Annotated in this window: 16 protein-coding genes, 2 tRNA genes and 1 rRNA gene; 14 read left to right on the forward strand and 5 right to left on the reverse strand. The window is 69.4% G+C overall.

All coding sequences use genetic code 11. From position 1 onward, the window contains the following. Positions 1–65: 65 nt before the first annotated feature. The 3 genes from O3438_RS28700 (at position 66) to O3438_RS28710 (ending at position 2,431) form a co-directional block, all read left to right on the forward strand. Positions 66–587: a hypothetical protein gene (locus O3438_RS28700; protein ID WP_269682713.1), complete on the forward strand. Its 522-nt coding sequence runs from the start codon at positions 66–68 to the stop codon at positions 585–587. A gap of 87 nt (positions 588–674) precedes the next feature. Beyond that, the gene (locus O3438_RS28705; RefSeq protein WP_269682714.1) at positions 675–1,874 is read left to right on the forward strand and encodes a DUF1015 family protein; all 1,200 of its coding nucleotides are present in this window, start codon (positions 675–677) and stop codon (positions 1,872–1,874) included. An 89-nt stretch (positions 1,875–1,963) separates the two neighbouring features. After that, positions 1,964–2,431: a ribose-5-phosphate isomerase gene (locus O3438_RS28710; protein ID WP_269682715.1), complete on the forward strand. Its 468-nt coding sequence runs from the start codon at positions 1,964–1,966 to the stop codon at positions 2,429–2,431. 9 nt (positions 2,432–2,440) lie between these two features. Here O3438_RS28710 and O3438_RS28715 read toward each other — a convergent pair whose 3' ends face one another. Continuing rightward, complete coding sequence (locus O3438_RS28715; RefSeq protein ID WP_145779351.1) at positions 2,441–2,782, reverse strand: hypothetical protein; 342 nt, start codon at positions 2,780–2,782, stop codon at positions 2,441–2,443. 140 nt (positions 2,783–2,922) lie between these two features. Here O3438_RS28715 and O3438_RS28720 point away from each other — a divergent pair, with 140 nt between their 5' ends. Then, positions 2,923–3,468, forward strand: a complete 546-nt coding sequence (locus tag O3438_RS28720) for a hypothetical protein (protein ID WP_269682716.1) — start codon at positions 2,923–2,925, stop codon at positions 3,466–3,468. A gap of 183 nt (positions 3,469–3,651) precedes the next feature. On the opposite strand, the gene O3438_RS28725 is transcribed toward O3438_RS28720, so the two are convergent. After that, complete coding sequence (locus O3438_RS28725; protein WP_269682717.1) at positions 3,652–5,796, reverse strand: M14 family zinc carboxypeptidase; 2,145 nt, start codon at positions 5,794–5,796, stop codon at positions 3,652–3,654. A 215-nt stretch (positions 5,797–6,011) separates the two neighbouring features. Between O3438_RS28725 and O3438_RS28730 the strand changes: the two genes are divergently transcribed. Beyond that, positions 6,012–6,521, forward strand: a complete 510-nt coding sequence (locus O3438_RS28730) for a SigE family RNA polymerase sigma factor (protein ID WP_269682718.1) — start codon at positions 6,012–6,014, stop codon at positions 6,519–6,521. Next, the gene (locus O3438_RS28735; protein WP_269682719.1) at positions 6,518–7,363 is read left to right on the forward strand and encodes a hypothetical protein; all 846 of its coding nucleotides are present in this window, start codon (positions 6,518–6,520) and stop codon (positions 7,361–7,363) included. Before O3438_RS28730 ends, O3438_RS28735 begins: the two co-directional genes overlap by 4 nt. A gap of 235 nt (positions 7,364–7,598) precedes the next feature. On the opposite strand, the gene O3438_RS28740 is transcribed toward O3438_RS28735, so the two are convergent. Then, positions 7,599–7,672: transfer RNA gene (locus O3438_RS28740), tRNA-Gly, on the reverse strand. A 326-nt stretch (positions 7,673–7,998) separates the two neighbouring features. Here O3438_RS28740 and O3438_RS28745 point away from each other — a divergent pair. The 5 genes from O3438_RS28745 to clpX all read left to right on the forward strand — a co-directional run bounded on the left by O3438_RS28745 (position 7,999) and on the right by clpX (position 12,573). Further along, positions 7,999–8,072, forward strand: a tRNA-Pro gene (locus O3438_RS28745). 138 nt (positions 8,073–8,210) lie between these two features. Beyond that, the gene (gene tig, locus O3438_RS28750; protein ID WP_145779356.1) at positions 8,211–9,557 is read left to right on the forward strand and encodes a trigger factor; all 1,347 of its coding nucleotides are present in this window, start codon (positions 8,211–8,213) and stop codon (positions 9,555–9,557) included. A gap of 194 nt (positions 9,558–9,751) precedes the next feature. Beyond that, entirely contained in the window at positions 9,752–10,393 is a 642-nt protein-coding gene (locus tag O3438_RS28755; RefSeq protein ID WP_088988027.1) for an ATP-dependent Clp protease proteolytic subunit, read from the forward strand. 10 nt (positions 10,394–10,403) lie between these two features. Beyond that, the gene (locus O3438_RS28760) at positions 10,404–11,066 is read left to right on the forward strand and encodes an ATP-dependent Clp protease proteolytic subunit (RefSeq protein ID WP_088988028.1); all 663 of its coding nucleotides are present in this window, start codon (positions 10,404–10,406) and stop codon (positions 11,064–11,066) included. A gap of 211 nt (positions 11,067–11,277) precedes the next feature. Then, positions 11,278–12,573, forward strand: a complete 1,296-nt coding sequence (gene clpX / locus O3438_RS28765; protein WP_088988029.1) for an ATP-dependent Clp protease ATP-binding subunit ClpX — start codon at positions 11,278–11,280, stop codon at positions 12,571–12,573. 24 nt (positions 12,574–12,597) lie between these two features. Here the strand turns inward: clpX and O3438_RS28770 are convergent, their stop codons facing one another. Next, the gene (locus O3438_RS28770) at positions 12,598–13,224 is read right to left on the reverse strand and encodes a helix-turn-helix domain-containing protein (protein ID WP_269682720.1); all 627 of its coding nucleotides are present in this window, start codon (positions 13,222–13,224) and stop codon (positions 12,598–12,600) included. A gap of 41 nt (positions 13,225–13,265) precedes the next feature. Between O3438_RS28770 and O3438_RS28775 the strand changes: the two genes are divergently transcribed. Both O3438_RS28775 and O3438_RS28780 read left to right on the forward strand, forming a co-directional pair. Beyond that, positions 13,266–14,099: a DMT family transporter gene (locus O3438_RS28775; RefSeq protein ID WP_269682721.1), complete on the forward strand. Its 834-nt coding sequence runs from the start codon at positions 13,266–13,268 to the stop codon at positions 14,097–14,099. A 39-nt stretch (positions 14,100–14,138) separates the two neighbouring features. Further along, positions 14,139–14,936: a carbon-nitrogen hydrolase family protein gene (locus O3438_RS28780; protein WP_269682722.1), complete on the forward strand. Its 798-nt coding sequence runs from the start codon at positions 14,139–14,141 to the stop codon at positions 14,934–14,936. 4 nt (positions 14,937–14,940) lie between these two features. Here O3438_RS28780 and O3438_RS28785 read toward each other — a convergent pair whose 3' ends face one another. Beyond that, entirely contained in the window at positions 14,941–15,165 is a 225-nt protein-coding gene (locus O3438_RS28785; protein ID WP_269682723.1) for a hypothetical protein, read from the reverse strand. 660 nt (positions 15,166–15,825) lie between these two features. On the opposite strand from O3438_RS28785, the gene O3438_RS28790 reads away from it, so the two are divergent. Next, a 16S ribosomal RNA gene (locus tag O3438_RS28790) occupies positions 15,826–17,340 on the forward strand. Positions 17,341–17,470: the final 130 nt, after the last annotated feature.

Here is a 17,470-nt window from a genome sequence, read left to right on the forward strand (position 1 = left end):
TTGGCCTGCATGTCCGCCGCAGCGACCCGCAGGGTCGCAAGCCGCAGTCCGTGGAGGCATTCCCGATGGCCAAGCACCGTGCGTCCGGTGACGATCAGCTGACCCGGCCGGGGGTGATCGACAATTCCGGAGCGGCCTACTGGTCCGTCGACGACTCCCGCTGGCCGGCGGTCCGTCCGGACCTGCCCGCCCACCTGGTCGATCTGCTCGCGCCGCCCATCGTGGTCGGCGTGGCCCGGGTGCCGGTGACCTCCCGGCTCACACCGCCCGCCCCGGCCGACCCGCTGCCGGCAGCCGCCGACCCGGATCTGCTGGATCGGCCAGCCCTGCCGGATCTGCCGGCCCTGGCGGCGCCGGCGGAACCCGCGCCTCCACCCCCGGCGCCGGCCGCGCCGCGCCCGGTGCCGACGCCGCCGCTGAACCCGCGGCCCGTCCCGTCGCCGCCCCCGGACCGTCCCGTGCCGGGCCCCCCCGCCTCGCCCCGCCGCAGCGTGAACAGCGGCCCCATCGGAACCGTCCGACGGGGCAACAACGGGCCGGTGAGCGCGGGCCGACACCGTCGGGGCATGTCCGACCGCGCCGGCTGACCACCGCGCCGGGCCTGGTGCTTTCATCTGGTGGACGCCCTGCGGGTCCCCGTCGGCGGCGACATCGTCGCCGGTAGCGTCACGGGTATGACGGTCGTGCATCCGATCTCCCGGGCGTGGGTCACCACTGGTGGCACCGGCGCACAGAACTACGACGAGTTCGCCGACGACGCGGAGATCACCGCGATCATCGAGTCGAACCCGCACAGTGCCCTCGGCATCGAGATGCCGCACCGCGCTCCGCAGAGCCTGGGCAAGCCGTTCCTCGACGCGTTGCCGGACGCGGTCGCCCGCCTCGCCGAGGCCAAGGCGGACGGCAGCTACACCCCCGCCGAGCAGGTGGTGGTTCTCTACCGGATCACCGCAGCGGGCGAGGCGCCCGCCTACGGGCTCTTCGCGATGGTGGACACCGACCAGATCTCCACCCGGGCCGACGAGCCGGGCCTGGTCATCCGCAACGAGGACGTGTTCATCGCCAAGGTGCGCGAGCGGGTGGCACTGGCCGAGGCGCTGGGTCACCTGCTCTCACCCGTACTCCTGCTGCAGACCGGGCGTGGCGACGAGCTGCACGCCGCGCTCGCGACGGCGACCGAGACGGCCGGCGCGCCGGCCGCGACGGACACCGACCAGGCCGGCCGCACGCACGCCATCTGGTTGCTCGGCCCCGGCCCGGAGCAGACGGCGTTGACCGCTCTCGCCGGTGGCGGAGAGCTGGTCGTCGCCGACGGCAACCACCGCAGCCTGGCCGCCCAGACCGGCGGGCTGTCCCGCTTCCTGGCCGTGGTCACCACCCCCGCGTCGGTGGCCATCCAGCCGTACAACCGGCTGGTCAGCGAGCTGACCACGACGCCGGCCGAGCTGCTCGACCGGCTGCGGGCCGCGGGCGCCGCTGTCGAGCCGATCGACGGCCCGGTCGAGGTCCCGACGGGCGGCGGCACCGTGCACCTCCGCCTCGACGGCCAGGGGTACGCGGTGCGCCTGCCGGCCACGGCCTCCGCCCGTCTGGAGAACCTCGACCACGCCCTGGTCGAGCGGCTGCTGCTGCGCGACGCGCTCGGTCTGGACCCGGGCGACAAGCGGATCACCTACGTCGGCGGTGACTACCCGGCGAGCTGGCTCACCGGTGAGGTCGACGCCGGCCGGGCCGAGCTGGCCATCCTGATCGCGCCGGTGACCGTTGAGGACTTCGTCGCGGTGAACCTGGCCCGGGAGAAGATGCCGCGCAAGAGCACCTGGTTCACCCCGAAGGCGCGCGGCGGTCTGGTCGTCGCCGAGCTGCCCCACTGAAGTGGTCCACCGCACGACCGTGTGACGAACCCGGCTCTCCGACGCCGCCGCTGCGACGTCGGAGAGCGCGGCCTGACAGACTGCCCGGTATGCGCGTCTACCTGGGATCCGATCACGCCGGTTTCGAGTTGAAGGTGCACCTGGCCAATCACCTGGCCAAGCAGGGGTACGAGGTGATCGACGTCGGCCCGCACGTCTACGACCCGGACGACGACTACCCGACGTTCTGCCTGCACACGGGCACCCAGGTGGTGGCCGACGAGACGGGCCTCGGCGTGGTCATCGGCGGGTCCGGCAACGGTGAGCAGATCGCCGCGAACAAGGTCGCCGGGGTCCGGGCCGCGCTGGCCTGGAGCGTGGAGACCGCTCAGCTGGCCCGCCAGCACAACGACGCCAACGTGGTGGCGGTCGGCGCCCGGCAGCACACGCTGGACGAGGCCACCGGCATCGTCGAGGCGTTCCTGAACACGCCGTTCTCCGGCAACGAGCGGCACGCCCGTCGGATCGCCCAGGTGGCCGAGTACGAGCAGACCCGGCAGCTGCCCGACCTGCCCTGAGCCGGGCGGTCAGCGCGGCGAGCGGGGCAGCTCCTCGCGGGGCACCCAGTTACGTCGGACGACCACCACCCGGGCCTCCGCCTCGGCCAGGTCGTCCTCGGTCGGTCGGGCCGCGTCCCGGGCTCGCAGGGCGGCGCTCAGCCCCACCTGGGACGAGCCGGAACCGACCAGCCCGCGTAGGCCCCGCTCGCCGTCACGGTCGTCGCCGCCCGGGCCCCTGCGGCGCGGCGGCGGGTCGTCCCCGTCGTGCACCCCGGCGGTGCTGGCCGTCGGGGTGTCCGCGCCGCGTCCGGCCGTGTCGGAGTCGGGGTGGTGGCGTAGCCGTCGCCGCCGTCGGTCCGGGTCGCCCATCAGCCGACCGTACCCTGCCCGCCGGTGGATCCGGCACCGTCGGGCCGTCCCGTGTCTCGGGCGGGGTCGGCGACCGATTTGCCGGGTGGCTACCCTCGGAATCAGGCGGTGGTGATGCCGTCGGTCAGGGGGAGGACAAGATGGCAGACCAGACGCAGCCGTGGGCGGAGCGGACCGTGGAGGTGCCGCCGCAGGCCGGCGTCGGGGTGCCGCAGCAGCGGGACGCGTTCCGCCGCGGCGTCGCGCCGGTCGGTCAGCCGCGCACCCCGCGGACCGAGCCGTTCCCGGTGGTCGAGCAGGAGCCGACCGGCACCGGCTGGCCCGGTGGGCCGGTCCCTCGCCAGTCGCTGAGCTCCCGGATGGCGCAGCTGCGTCGCGGCGGTGAGTGGAGTGCGGCGGCCGGGCTCTTCGCGTTCGTCTGCTGGGGGATCTGGGCACTCTCCGGTCAGGGTGACCTCAGCGGCCCGCTGCTGGTGCTGGTGCTCAGCGCGCTGGTGGCGGTCGGCCTGTTCTCGCTGTCCCGGCTGGTCGGCAGGGTGGTGCTGGAACGGCAGCTGGGTCGGGTCCGGCGCAGCGCCCGAGGGGCGCACCTGGCGACGGCGGTGTTCCTCGCCGGCCTCGGCGTGGCGTGGCTCCAGCAGACGGCGTGGGTCGTCTCCGCCTGGAACTGGATCTCCTCGAACTGATTCGGAGCGCGTACGGGCGGGTCGACCCCGGGGGCCGACCCGCCCGTACGCCCGGTCGCGGCACCCCGCGACGCCGGTCGTCTCCCCACCAGGCACTGTCGCTGCTTACCCGGCCGGCCACGGTTCATCCGTGGCCGGCCGGTCGGTCTGGTACCTCGTTCGGGCCGCCCGCCGGTGCGGCGGTCAGTGGGTTCCGCCGTGCCCCTCGGCGGCGGCGTAGTCGCGGGCCACCCGCACCATCTCGACAAGCCCGCCCGCGTACTCCTGTGACTCGCCGTGCGCCTCGTCGAACGGCGGCTGGAAGCCGACGCCCTCCCACTGGCCGGTGGCCGGGTTCCACCGGTCGTTGCCGACCTCGAAGTCCCAGGCGAAGATGCCCAGCTCGTAGTAGAGCTGGTCGGCCGAGTTGCCGGCGGCCGAGTAGAGCACGTCGGCCACCGGCCCGGTCTGCGACGGCCAGGTGACAGTGCCGCGCTCCTGGGCGATGGCGCCGACGATCCGCCGGGCGCTGTCGAGGAACAGCGTCGACTCGTCGATCGACGGCCGGGGCAGTGTGACCCGGCCGTCGGCCCGGTACGCCCCCGGCGGCCACATGAAGTACCCGCCGTAGGAGTGCACGTTCATCGCGAACCTGATGTTCGGGTGGTCCTGCGCGAGCGCGATCACATTGCGGCTCTCCGCCTCGGACAGTTCGGCCGTGCCCGCGTAGTTGCCGGAGAGGCAGTTGGCGCTGGCGCCGACGTAGCCGTCGAAGTACGAGCCGACCGTGTAGTTGCGGTTGATGTCGACGCCCCACGAGGTGCGGTTCTTCGGGTCGCGGGCCGGCCCGGTGCAGTGGTTGACCAGGTTCTTGCGCTGGAAGTTGTAGTCGTTGAACGAGTAGTTCGCGCCGTCGGGGTTGACCGTCGGGATGACGAAGATGTCGACCTGCTCCAGCAGCTCACGGGTGGCCGGGTCGGTCCGGGCGTTGGCCAGCATCCGCTCGGCGAACTCCAACGTCACCAGCGGGGTGGCCCACTCCCGGGCATGCTCCTGGGAGTACGCGAGCACACCCACCCGGGAGCCGTCCCGGTGTACGCCGAGGCGCAGCGCCTGCACCGTCCACGGCCGGGCCGGCACCTCGGTGCCCTGCAGACCGTCGTCGAGTCGGACCGGACCGGCGACGGGCATCGGAAGCCCGGTCGAGCCGTCCTCGACGGTGGCCCGGAACCGGTCCGGTTGGCGCGCGTTGATCGCCGCGGCGACCTCGTCGGTGGTGCTCACCGTCTTGCCCCCGGTGTCGGTGGCCAGCGACACGGTCAGGACGCGGTCGCGGTAGCCGACGGTCAGCGGCCGGTTCGGACGACCCGGGTCGACGGTGCGCACCTGCACACCGTTCATACCCTGGTCGCCGAAGCGCACCGAGTCCACGACCACGGCGGCCACGGCCGGGTCACCGAGGTAGGCGGCGGCGGTACGTCGGTACCCCTGGGTTGTGTTCGGCAGGTCGATCACGTCGACCAGGTCCCGGTACTGGCGGGCCAGCCGCTTGATCCGTGACTGGATGTCCACCGGCGTCAGGTACGCGTCGATGAAGTCCTTCTGGTAGCCGGTCGGCAGCGGTGGCGGGGCGGCGTTGGGCCAGAGCGTCGGCGTGACCGCCCGACTGACCCCGCCGAGGCTGGAGGCGGCGGTCAGCTGCACCGGTCGACCGGGCACCGGCTGGGGGAGCGCATAGTGGTACTGGTACTCGCCGGAGTCCTCGAAGCGGTAGAGCGGGAACGAGCCGGTCGCCCCGTCCGCCGTCCGCCAGCTGACGGTGATCTCCACGTCCGGGTCGTCGGTGGCGGTGGTCGCCACCTGCGCCTGGAGGAACGTCTGGCCGGTAGTGGTCCACCAGTACGCCTGCTGGACCTGGAGGGTGTCGGTGTTGGTGGCGGTGCGCTGGCCGGCCGGAGCGCGCAGTCCGGTGGCGGTGCGGGCCTGCGCCGCGCGGACGCTCTCGGCGTAGTTTCGGCTGCCGTCCCCGGCACGCTGCACGATCTGCACGGCCGTGGCGCCCTGCGCGGTCAGGTCGGCGAGTTGTGCGCCGCTCAGCACGAGGTCGGCGAGGATCCGCCCGTCCCGCGTGCGGGGCCGGTTGGCCAGGTCCGCGCCGGTGGCGACCAGCCGGTCGAGCTGCGCCTGATCGCGTAGCTGCACCCGGACGAGTGCGGTTTCGGTGGCGCTCAGTGTGATCGGTGGGGCCGAATCGGCTGGTGCCGCGGTTCCCGGTGCGGGGTGGGACAACACTGCGCTGAACAGGATCGCTGTGGTGGCGGCAGCTGTCCACCGTCGTCGGACGATCATGTGCCCTCCTGACGGATGTCGATGTCTCTGGTCCTTACACCAGTCCACAGATCGACACCTGTCAAGGTTGTGCGTGCCGTACCCGACGTTTGATCCGCCCGAGCCGCTGAACACGGCAGTCGGTCGTTGACTCTCCTGAAACGAGTGCGAGTTCTGGAGCAACCCGCTGCGCCCGACCCCGCGTGACTACCTCGAAACGGGGATCGGAGGCCTGAATGAGCGACCGCGACACGGCGTTCGCCGAGTACTTCGCGGCTCGGTCGGGTGCCATGCGCGGCACCGCGTACCTGCTGTGCGGCGACTGGCACCGTGCCGAGGACCTGGTCCAGACCGCGTTCGTCAAGCTCTACCGGGTCTGGAACCGGATCTCCCGGCACGAGGTGCTCGACAGCTACGTACGCCAGATCCTGATCCGCACATTCCTCGACGAGCGACGGCGTGGCTGGTGGCGGCGCGAACGGGTGGGAGGCGAGGACGCCGAGCAGGTGGCCCCGCCGGACTCACCGGAGAGCCGGCTGCTGCTGCTCCAGGCACTGGCGTGCGTGGCTCCGCGCCAACGCGCCGTGCTGGTCCTCCGCTACTGGGAGGACCTGTCGGTCGAGGACGTCGCGGCGCTGCTGGAGTGCTCTCCAGGGACGGTGAAGAGCCAGGCGGCACGCGGGCTCGACACGTTGCGTGGCCTCCTGGCACCCACCTACGACGAGATCGGTATGGGGGAGCGATGAACGAGGACGAGTTGCGTGCGGGGTTGCGCGGGGAGATGGCGAGCCTCACCCCGCCACCACCATTGAGTACGGCGGCCACGCTCGGCGTGGCCCGGCGGGCGAACGTCCGCCACCGCGCGGTGTGGGCGTCGGTCGGGACTGCGGCCGTCGTGTTGGCGGTCACCGGCTTCGCGGCCGTCGCCACACCGGACGGCCCTGTCTACCAACCCGCGGGTCCTGGTCCGCAGGTCGCGCCGGATGCGTCGGGCGACACCGCGAAGCCGTGGCCGACCGGTCCCGACGGTCGACCGCAGGAGGACCGGACGGCGCGGGCCGGCACCAGGTACGACCAGGGGGCCAAACTGCTCCGAGATGTCGTCGCGATCATGCCCACCGGCTACAGCACCCCGGACGACCCCCCGAACACCCTCTACGACCAGCGGACCCTGCGGACGCACCAGGCGCAGTTCGAGGACACCGTGGACGGTGTCGACAGGTGGAGTTACATGACCTCCGTGGCCGTGGCGCAGGGCGAGGCCACCGGGCGCGTCATCGTCGAGGTGCAGGAGGCGGGCATCCGCGAACTGCCCACCGAACCGTGTGCCCTGGCCCAGACGTTCTGGGGCATGGAGGGCGAATGTCAGGTCGAGACAGTGGGAGCGGCGCAGGTCGGCGTGGTGGTTCGACCCGGCAGGGACGAGCGGCTGGACCAGTGGTCGGCGTACCGGCATCCGGACGGCGTGGTGGTGTACGTGGCGCAGGGCAAGAAGCTCGACGAGCTTCGGCCGGAGTTGACGAAGCTGCCGTTCTCAGTGCCACAACTGGCGGCCCTCGCGACCGACGAGCGGTTCCACCTGAAGTGACACGGTGACCCGGTCGCCCCGGGTGGGCCCAGGTGCCGCGACCATGCGGTCCACCTGGGCCTTCGTCAATTTGACGGGTCGTCTTGATCATCAGTGTGCGACGCCGCAGGCGGCCGGACAGCGCAGCCCGGTCGGCAGTCGCTTCGGACGGGGCCGGTCCGCCCGTGAGCACTGCGTGACAGGGGAGTGGTCGACCGACCCGGGGGCGAAGCGTCTGACCTGGGCCGGTGGCCGTTGGAGCGGGCGACGAGAATCGAACTCGCGTAGTCAGTTTGGAAGACTGAAGCTCTACCATTGAGCTACGCCCGCGTGCACCCCGCCGGAACGAGGCGCACCGACAGCGTACCAATGGCGACTCCCGACGCGTAACCGCGCCACCGCCTCGCCGTGCCCGGGCACGGCGTGAGGCCCGCCCATCGGCGACGGCGCCGTCTTGATCCACTCGGGTTCGCCGATATCGCGGTATCCGAGCGCCCGGGATACCCCGCCTTCGCCGAAACGGAGTGGATCAACCTGCAGCGCGGCAGCGTGCGATTCACAAGTGGGCGGTGTGCGCCCTTTCGGGAGATGTGTCCGGGTGGCGGATGCCCCGGCACCGCCTGGGGCGCGACGACGGCATAGACTGCTCGTCGCCACGGGGTGTGGCGCAGCTTGGTAGCGCACTCGCTTTGGGAGCGAGGGGCCGTGGGTTCAAATCCCGCCACCCCGACTGTCGTCCGCGGCCGGGCCGACCCGGGTGCCGCCCAGTGCGGTCCCCGGGCGATGCCGGAGCGTCAGGCCGGCTCGCCTACACTCGATGGGCTGAATCACGCCCAGACTCAACTGAGATCCGTCAAGGAGTACGCCTGTGAAGAGCACCGTCGAGACTCTGAGCCCGACGCGCGTGCGGCTCGCCATCGAGGTGCCGTTCGTCGAGCTCGAGCCGAGCCTCAAGAAGGCGTACCGGGAGATCGGTTCGCAGGTCCAGGTTCCGGGCTTCCGCCGGGGCAAGGTGCCGACCGCCGTGATCGACCAGCGGGTCGGCCGGGGCACCGTCCTCAACGAGGCGGTCCAGGAGGCCATCCCGGAGAACATCCTCGCCGCGGTGCGCGAGCACGACCTCAAGACGCTGGGGCGTCCCGAGGTCGAGATCACCGAGTTCAACGACGGTGACTCGCTGAACTTCACCGCCGAGGTCGACGTCCGCCCGGAGATCACCATCCCGGACGCGTCGACGATCGAGGTGGTCGTCGACGAGCTGCAGATCGACGAGAGCGAGATCGACGAGCAGGTGAAGAACCTGCGGGAGCGTTTCGCCACCCTCAAGACGGTCGAGCGGGCCGCCGCCGAGGGTGACTACGTCCAGATCGACCTCAACGCCACCGTCGACGGCGAGGACGTGCCGGGCGGCCAGGCCAGCAACATCTCCCACGAGGTGGGCAGCAAGCAGCTCCTCCCGGGCCTCGACGAGGCCGTTGTCGGCCTCGCCGCCGGCGACGACACCACCTTCACCACCCAGCTGGTCGGCGGCGACTTCGCCGGCCGCGACGCCGAGGTGGCGGTGACCGTGCGCACGGTCAAGGAGAAGGAGCTGCCCGAGCTGAACGACGAGTTCGCCCAGATGGCGAGCGAGTTCGACACGATCGAGGAGCTGCGCGGCGACCTGCGTTCGCGGGTCACCCAGGGCAAGCAGGTCGAGCAGATTTACGCCGCTCGGGACAAGGCCCTGGCGCAGCTGGTCGAGGCCGCCGAGATCCCGGCCCCGGAGGGTGTCGTCCGCGAGGAGGTCGAGAGCCGCAAGCAGGCGATGGTCGACCAGCTGGAACGGATCGGCGCCTCGATGGAGGAGTACCTCGCGGCCGAGGACAAGACCGAGGAGCAGATCGACGCCGAGCTGACCGAGGCGGCGACCGAGGGCGTCAAGGTCCAGCTCCTGCTGGACACGCTGGCCGACGCCGAGGACGTGCAGGTCTCCGACGACGAGTTCGGGCACGAGATCGTGCACCGGGCGCAGCGCGCCGGCATGGCCCCGCAGCAGTACTACGACCAGCTGGTGCGCTCCGGCGCGGCCGCCGCCGTCTTCGGCGACGTGCGGCGGGGCAAGGCGCTCGCCGCCGTCATGGAGCGGATCACGATCAAGGACGCGGCCGGCAACGGCATCACCCTTGACGCGTTGCGCGCCGCCAACGAGGCCGAGCACAACCACCAGCACTGATCGTCGGGTGCGGCCGCCGTCCGCCGCTGTGCGGTGGACGGCGGCCGAATCCTTTCCCCGGGTACGCCGGGAGCCCGCGCCGCGGGTGTGCCCGACACAGCTGCGCTGAGAGCGAACAGTGCCCCGACCGGGACTCTGCCGCCCCGCACACCGGTTAGTGTCGGGAAAGACGGTACGGAGAGCGAAGGGCTGCCATGACCGACATGCACATCCCCAAGAAGTCGCTCCGGGCGATTGACGCGCGCGGTGGCGACTCCATTGGCAACCTCGACGACTCGGTCTACAACCGGTTGCTCAAGGAACGCATCATCTTCCTGGGCAGTGAGGTGACCGACCAGGTCGCCAACCGCATCTGCGCGCAGCTTCTGCTGCTCGCCGCGGAGGACCCGGACCGCGACATCAACCTGTGGATCAACTCGCCGGGTGGCTCGGTCTACTCCGGCATGGCGATCTACGACACCATGCAGTTCATCGACAACGACGTGTCGACCGTGGCGATGGGCATGGCGGCCTCGATGGGCCAGCTGCTGCTCTGCGCGGGCACCAAGGGCAAGCGTTACGCCCTGCCGCACGCCCGGATCATGATGCACCAGCCGTCCGGCGGCCTGGGCGGCACGGCGTCCGACATCGCCATCCAGGCGGAGCAGATGCTCTACACGAAGCGGATGTTCCAGGAGCGGGTCGCGCACCACACCGGCCAAGACCAGTCGCAGATCGAGGCGGACTCGGACCGGGACCGTTGGTTCACCGCCCAGGAGGCCATGGACTACGGCTTCATCGACAAGGTGATCATCGGGGCCGCTCAGGTTCCGGATGGCGCCGGGACCCTGAGCTGAGGAGCTGACGATGACTGATCTGAGCCTGCCGCCCCAGTTCGCGGCCGTGCACAACCGTTACGTGTTGCCGTCGTTCGTCGAGCGCACGTCGTACGGGGTCAAGGAGTCCAACCCGTACAACAAGCTCTTCGAGGACCGGATCATCTTCCTCGGCGTCCAGGTGGACGACGCGTCGGCCAACGACGTGATGGCCCAGCTGCTGACGCTGGAGGGCACCGACCCGGACCGCGACATCATCATGTACATCAACTCGCCGGGTGGCTCGTTCACCGCTATGACGGCGATCTACGACACCATGCAGTACGTCCGTCCGGACATCCAGACGGTCTGCCTCGGGCAGGCCGCCAGCGCGGCGGCGGTGCTGCTGTCGGCGGGCACCCCGGGTAAGCGGATGGCGCTTCCGAACTCGCGGATCATCATCCACCAGCCGGCCACCGAGGGCGGCTACGGGCAGGGCTCGGACATCGAGATCCAGGCTCGGGAGATCCTGCGGATGCGGACGCAGCTGGAGGACATGCTGTCCCGCCACTGCAACCGGCCGATCGAGCAGGTTCGCAAGGACATCGACCGTGACAAGATCATGACGGCCGAGGAGTCCAAGGAGTACGGGCTGGTCGACACGATCCTGACCAGCCGCAAGAAGGGCTTGCTGGCCGCGCAGGCCGCCAGCTGAGCAGTACCGGGTCAGAGGTTGGCCGGGGCGTGAAGTTCCCGGCCGACCTCTGACACACCCGTTTTGGGGGTCGGAGATTGCCCCGGCAGCGGGTAACGTCGGGTCCGTACCGCTTCGCCGGTCGGGCCGGTGGGGTGAACCAGCCGGGCGGCGCGCAGCGTCAGCAGGTCAGGGGCCGGGGTTCCGGCCGATGAGTGCAGGGAGAACGTAGGTGGCACGGATCGGTGACGGCGGCGACCTACTGAAATGCTCCTTCTGCGGCAAGTCGCAGAAGCAGGTCAAGAAGCTCATCGCGGGCCCAGGGGTCTACATCTGCGACGAGTGCATCGATCTCTGCAACGAGATCATCGAAGAGGAGCTGGCCGAGTCCGGCGAGGTGAAGTGGGAAGAGCTTCCCAAGCCGATGGAGATCTGCCAGTTCCTCGACAACTACGTCGTGGGGCAGGATCAGGCCAAGAAGGCCCTCGCGGTGGCGGTCTACAACCACTACAAGCGGATCCAGGCCGAGGCGGCCAACGCTCCCGGCTCCGGCAGTGATGCCGTCGAGCTGGCCAAGTCCAACATCCTGCTGCTCGGCCCGACCGGGTGCGGCAAGACCCACCTGGCGCAGACCCTCGCCCGCATGTTGAACGTCCCGTTCGCCATCGCCGACGCCACGGCGCTGACCGAGGCGGGCTACGTGGGCGAGGACGTCGAGAACATCCTGCTCAAGCTGATCCAGGCCGCGGACTACGACATCAAGCGCGCCGAGACCGGCATCATCTACATCGACGAGGTCGACAAGATCGCCCGTAAGTCGGAGAACCCGTCGATCACACGCGACGTCTCCGGCGAGGGCGTGCAGCAGGCGCTGCTCAAGATGCTCGAGGGCACCGTGGCCAACGTGCCACCGCAGGGTGGGCGCAAGCACCCGCACCAGGAGTTCATCCAGATCGACACGACGAACGTGCTGTTCATCTGCGGTGGTGCGTTCGCCGGTCTGGATCAGATCATCGAGTCCCGCACCGGGCAGGGCGGCACCGGCTTCGGTGCCCGGCTCCGGTCGGTGTCGGAGCGGTCGACCGATGACATCTTCAGCCAGGTCATGCCGGAAGACATGCTCAAGTTCGGGTTGATCCCGGAGTTCGTCGGCCGGCTCCCGGTGATCACCAACGTGCGCAGCCTCGACCGCAGCGCCCTGGTGCGCATCCTCACCGAGCCACGCAACGCGCTGGTCCGGCAATATCAGCGCCTGTTCGAGCTGGACGGCGTCGAGCTGGAGTTCGACGAGCCGGCGTTGGAGGCGATCGCCGACCAGGCCATGCTGCGGGGCACCGGTGCCCGTGGTCTGCGGGCCATCATCGAGGAGGTCCTGCTCTCCGCGATGTACGAGGTGCCGAGCAACCCGGACGCCGCCCGGGTGCTGATCACCCGCGAGGTCGTTCTGGAAAACGTCAACCCGACGATCGTGCCGCGCGAGTTCACCGGACGACGGGCCCGGCGCGAGCGCGAGGAGAAGTCGGCCTGATCCTCCCCGCCACACGCCGGCCGCTCAGTCCTGACGCGGCCGGCGTGATCGCGTTCGGCGGTCCCACTCGCCCGACGGGGTGACGGTCACCATCATCAGCCGAGCCGGCTCGGTGGTGTCGTTGCGATAGCCGTGTTCCCGGTCGGCGTGGAACTCGATGGTCTCCCCAGCCCGTACGCCGTGGTCCTGCCCGTCGACGCGGACGACCACAGTGCCGGTGAGCACGTGCAGCACCTCCCGTGTGCCGCGCGGGTGGTCGGCGGACCGGTGATCCTCGCCCGGCGCGAGCTGCCAGTCCCACAGTTCGACGAGGTCCGGCTCGCCCAGGCCGCTCAGCAGGCGGGCCGTGCCGCCGTGCTCACCCTGCCAGAGCACCGGCGCCTGGGCCGCCGAGGTGATCTTCACGGCCTGTTCCTCGGCCGGCTCCAGGAGTTGGGCGATGTTGACGCCGAAGGCGTCCGCGACCCGGCACAGCGTGCCGACGCTCGGGTTGGTGCGCGCGCCCTCGATCTGCACGAGCATTCCCTTGCTCACCCCGGACCGGCCGGCCAACTCCTCGAAGGACCAGCCTCGGGCGGCCCGTAGGTCGCGTACCTGTCGGGCCACCGCGGCGGTCACCGCGCCCACCCGATCCGCTCCCGTCTCGGTCATTAAACTATCCCTCACGGTCACTATTATGGTACGACAGTGGCATGCTCCCCATTGTCCTGGCAACGGTGGCCGCCGTCGCGTTCGGCATCGCCGACTTCTCCGGCGGCAAGGCGTCCCGTCGTGCCAACCCGATCGCCGTCACCGTCGTCTCCCAACTCCTGAGCGTTCCACTGCTGGTCGTACTCGTGGTGGCGGTTCCCGGCACCCCGACCGCAGGTGACATCGCCTGGGGTCTGCTCGCCGGGGTGGCTGGCGCCGGCGGGGTCATGCTGCTCTACCGAGCCCTCGCGGGCGGGATGATGGCCGTCGTGGCGCCGGTCACCGCCATCACCGCCGCAGTGGTGCCGATCATCGCCGGCCTGTTCACCGCGTCCTTCCCCGGTGCCCTGGCGCTCACCGGCGCGGGTCTCGCGGTGCTGGCTATCGCCCTGGTCAGCCTGGGGGAGAGCGGCGGAGGGAAGGGTGTCCCGGCACGCCTCGTCGGGCTCGCCCTCGCCGCCGGCGCGCTCTTCGGTGTCTTCTTCACCCTCCTCGGCCAGGCCGACGAGAGCGCCGGGATGTGGCCGGTGGCGGCGGTACGGGCCAGCTCGATCGCCGTCGGCCTCGCGCTGGCCGCCGGCACCGGCGTGCGCCTGCGACTCGAACGACGGGTGCTGGGCTGGGCGGCGGTCGCCGGTCTGCTGGACAGTGCCGCCAACGGGCTGTTCCTGGCCGCGGCTGCCCGGGGTCACCTGAGCATCGTCGCGGCGATCGCCGCGCTCTACCCGGCCAGCACCGTCCTGCTGGCGTTGGCCGTCGACCGGGAGCGACTGCGCCCGGTCCAGGTCGCCGGGCTCGGGTTCGCCGCCGGGGCTCTGGTGTTGGCCAGCCTCTGAACCTGTCCAGGCCGGCCCTTCCGGTCGTACCCTGTGCTCATGCGTGTCGCCGTCTGCCAGCTGAACGCCCGGGACGACCGCAAGGCCAACCTGGCCGCCGCGGAGGTCCTGCTGGAACGTGCGGCGGCGGGTGGCGCGGACCTGGCCGTCCTACCTGAGTACGTCGACTACCTCGGCCCGGCCGCCGGGTTGCCCGACCCGGAGCCCGTGGACGGAGAGGTCGGCAGCTTCTTCGCCGGAATCGCCCGCCGGCTCGGGATCTGGTTGGTGGCCGGCTCGTTCCACGAGGCCGGTCCCGACCCGGAGCACACCTGGAACACGTCGCTGGTCTTCGACCGCACCGGCAGCCTGGCCGCCAGCTACCGAAAGATCCATCTGTACGACGTCGAGATCCCCGGTCGGGTCTCCTATCTGGAGTCCGCAACCGTCGCGCCCGGGGTCCAACCGGTGGTGGTGGACGTCGAGGGTCTGCGGGTCGGTCTGTCGATCTGCTACGACCTGCGCTTCCCGGAGCTGTACCGGCTGCTCGCCACCGATGGGGGAGCGCACCTGCTGGTGGTGCCGGCGGCATTCATGATGCACACCGGGCGGGACCACTGGGAGGTTCTGCTGCGGGCCCGGGCGATCGAGAACCAGTGCTTCGTGGCAGCGGCCGGTCAGACCGGCGACCACGAACCAGGGCGCACCTGCTTCGGCCGCAGCATGGTGGTCGACCCGTGGGGGACGGTCCTCACGCAGCTACCGGACGGCCCTGGTGTGTCGGTCGTCGACCTGGACCTCGACCGCCTCGCCACGATCCGGGCCGAGCTGCCCAGCCTGGCGAACCGTCGGCTGTAGAGCCTCAGCCCTCCAGCAGGACGCCGATCACCGCGAAGCCGGCGATCGCCGCAGCGGTGACCAACAGCGCCGTTGTCATCCGGGACCTGCCCCGCCGGGCGAGCCGTCCGACCGACAGCACAAGGACGACGAGCACGATCGCGCCGATCACCACCTGCCAGAACGGCAGGAGGAGACCGAGCAGCGCCTCCTCGGCGAACACCCTGGTCCCGCGCCCGGACTCATCCATGCCTGACACTCTGGCACGTCGGCGCAGCCCGCGTCCCCCGGCTGGGCGAGGGACTGTCGCCTGAGCTGCGTCCGAGGCTGCGCGAGCCGTTCGGCCAAACCAGTGATGAACCCTGATTTGCCTTCTCCGGGCCGTCCGCGTAACTTTCTCTCTGCACGGGGGAGGCCGGACAAACCGGCTGACAACGGGCGCCGGGCTCGTGGCGGTGACGCCGAGCGAGACCGAGGATCGGGCGGTGCGGAACACTCCGGATACGGAGTTGCGAACGCGAAGCCGACCGGGTAGAGTTCTGAAGCCGGCAGGAGCCGGGCGGAGAGCCGCGAAGCGGCGATCGGCCGGTCTGCGGCTTCCCACGACAGTAGCGACCGCCGGGTACGGCGTGCGTCATCGTGGAATCGGACGAGCCACATTGATCGCCTCGAACACGAGGTTGACAATGAAAGTTCGACCAAGTAAGTTTGAGCGGTTGCCCCGATACGGGGTTCCACTGAGTGTGGGGCTTCTGGTCGGTGTGTGGTTGTTCTTTGAGAACTCAACAGGGTGCTTGTAAAGCCAGTGCCAATGATGATTTATACCCCGGACTGGTCAGTTTTTGCTGGCTGGTTGGGATTCCTTTGGCAACAATTTGTTTGTTGCCGGGATAGCTGTTCAACTAATTTTTTGTTGGAGAGTTTGATCCTGGCTCAGGACGAACGCTGGCGGCGTGCTTAACACATGCAAGTCGAGCGGAAAGGCCCTTCGGGGTACTCGAGCGGCGAACGGGTGAGTAACACGTGAGCAACCTGCCCCAAGCTTTGGGATAACCCTCGGAAACGGGGGCTAATACCGAATATTACTGCTGGTCGCATGGCTGGTGGTGGAAAGTTTTTCGGCTTGGGATGGGCTCGCGGCCTATCAGCTTGTTGGTGGGGTGATGGCCTACCAAGGCGACGACGGGTAGCCGGCCTGAGAGGGCGACCGGCCACACTGGGACTGAGACACGGCCCAGACTCCTACGGGAGGCAGCAGTGGGGAATATTGCACAATGGGCGGAAGCCTGATGCAGCGACGCCGCGTGAGGGATGACGGCCTTCGGGTTGTAAACCTCTTTCAGCAGGGACGAAGCGAGAGTGACGGTACCTGCAGAAGAAGCACCGGCCAACTACGTGCCAGCAGCCGCGGTAAGACGTAGGGTGCGAGCGTTGTCCGGATTTATTGGGCGTAAAGAGCTCGTAGGCGGCTTGTCGCGTCGACCGTGAAAACTTGGGGCTCAACCCCAAGCCTGCGGTCGATACGGGCAGGCTAGAGTTCGGTAGGGGAGACTGGAATTCCTGGTGTAGCGGTGAAATGCGCAGATATCAGGAGGAACACCGGTGGCGAAGGCGGGTCTCTGGGCCGATACTGACGCTGAGGAGCGAAAGCGTGGGGAGCGAACAGGATTAGATACCCTGGTAGTCCACGCTGTAAACGTTGGGCGCTAGGTGTGGGGGGCCTCTCCGGTTCCCTGTGCCGCAGCTAACGCATTAAGCGCCCCGCCTGGGGAGTACGGCCGCAAGGCTAAAACTCAAAGGAATTGACGGGGGCCCGCACAAGCGGCGGAGCATGCGGATTAATTCGATGCAACGCGAAGAACCTTACCTGGGTTTGACATGGCCGCAAAACCTCCAGAGATGGGGGGTCCTTCGGGGGCGGTCACAGGTGGTGCATGGCTGTCGTCAGCTCGTGTCGTGAGATGTTGGGTTAAGTCCCGCAACGAGCGCAACCCTCGTTCGATGTTGCCAGCGCGTTATGGCGGGGACTCATCGAAGACTGCCGGGGTCAACTCGGAGGAAGGTGGGGATGACGTCAAGTCATCATGCCCCTTATGTCCAGGGCTTCACGCATGCTACAATGGCCGGTACAATGGGCTGCGATACCGTGAGGTGGAGCGAATCCCAAAAAGCCGGTCTCAGTTCGGATCGGGGTCTGCAACTCGACCCCGTGAAGTCGGAGTCGCTAGTAATCGCAGATCAGCAACGCTGCGGTGAATACGTTCCCGGGCCTTGTACACACCGCCCGTCACGTCACGAAAGTCGGCAACACCCGAAGCCGGTGGCCCAACCCTTGTGGAGGGAGCCGTCGAAGGTGGGGCTGGCGATTGGGACGAAGTCGTAACAAGGTAGCCGTACCGGAAGGTGCGGCTGGATCACCTCCTTTCTAAGGAGCACCTTCCGACGAAAGTCGGTAAGGAGCCCGCACTGCCCGAATGTGGTGGTGGGGTGCTCGAATGGCGGAGACACTGGCAAGTTTTGCCCTGGCAACGGCCGGCGGCGCCTAGTACAGCGAT

This window comes from Micromonospora sp. WMMC250 (assembly GCF_027460215.1).
Classification (GTDB): Bacteria; Actinomycetota; Actinomycetes; order Mycobacteriales; family Micromonosporaceae; genus Micromonospora; species Micromonospora taraxaci.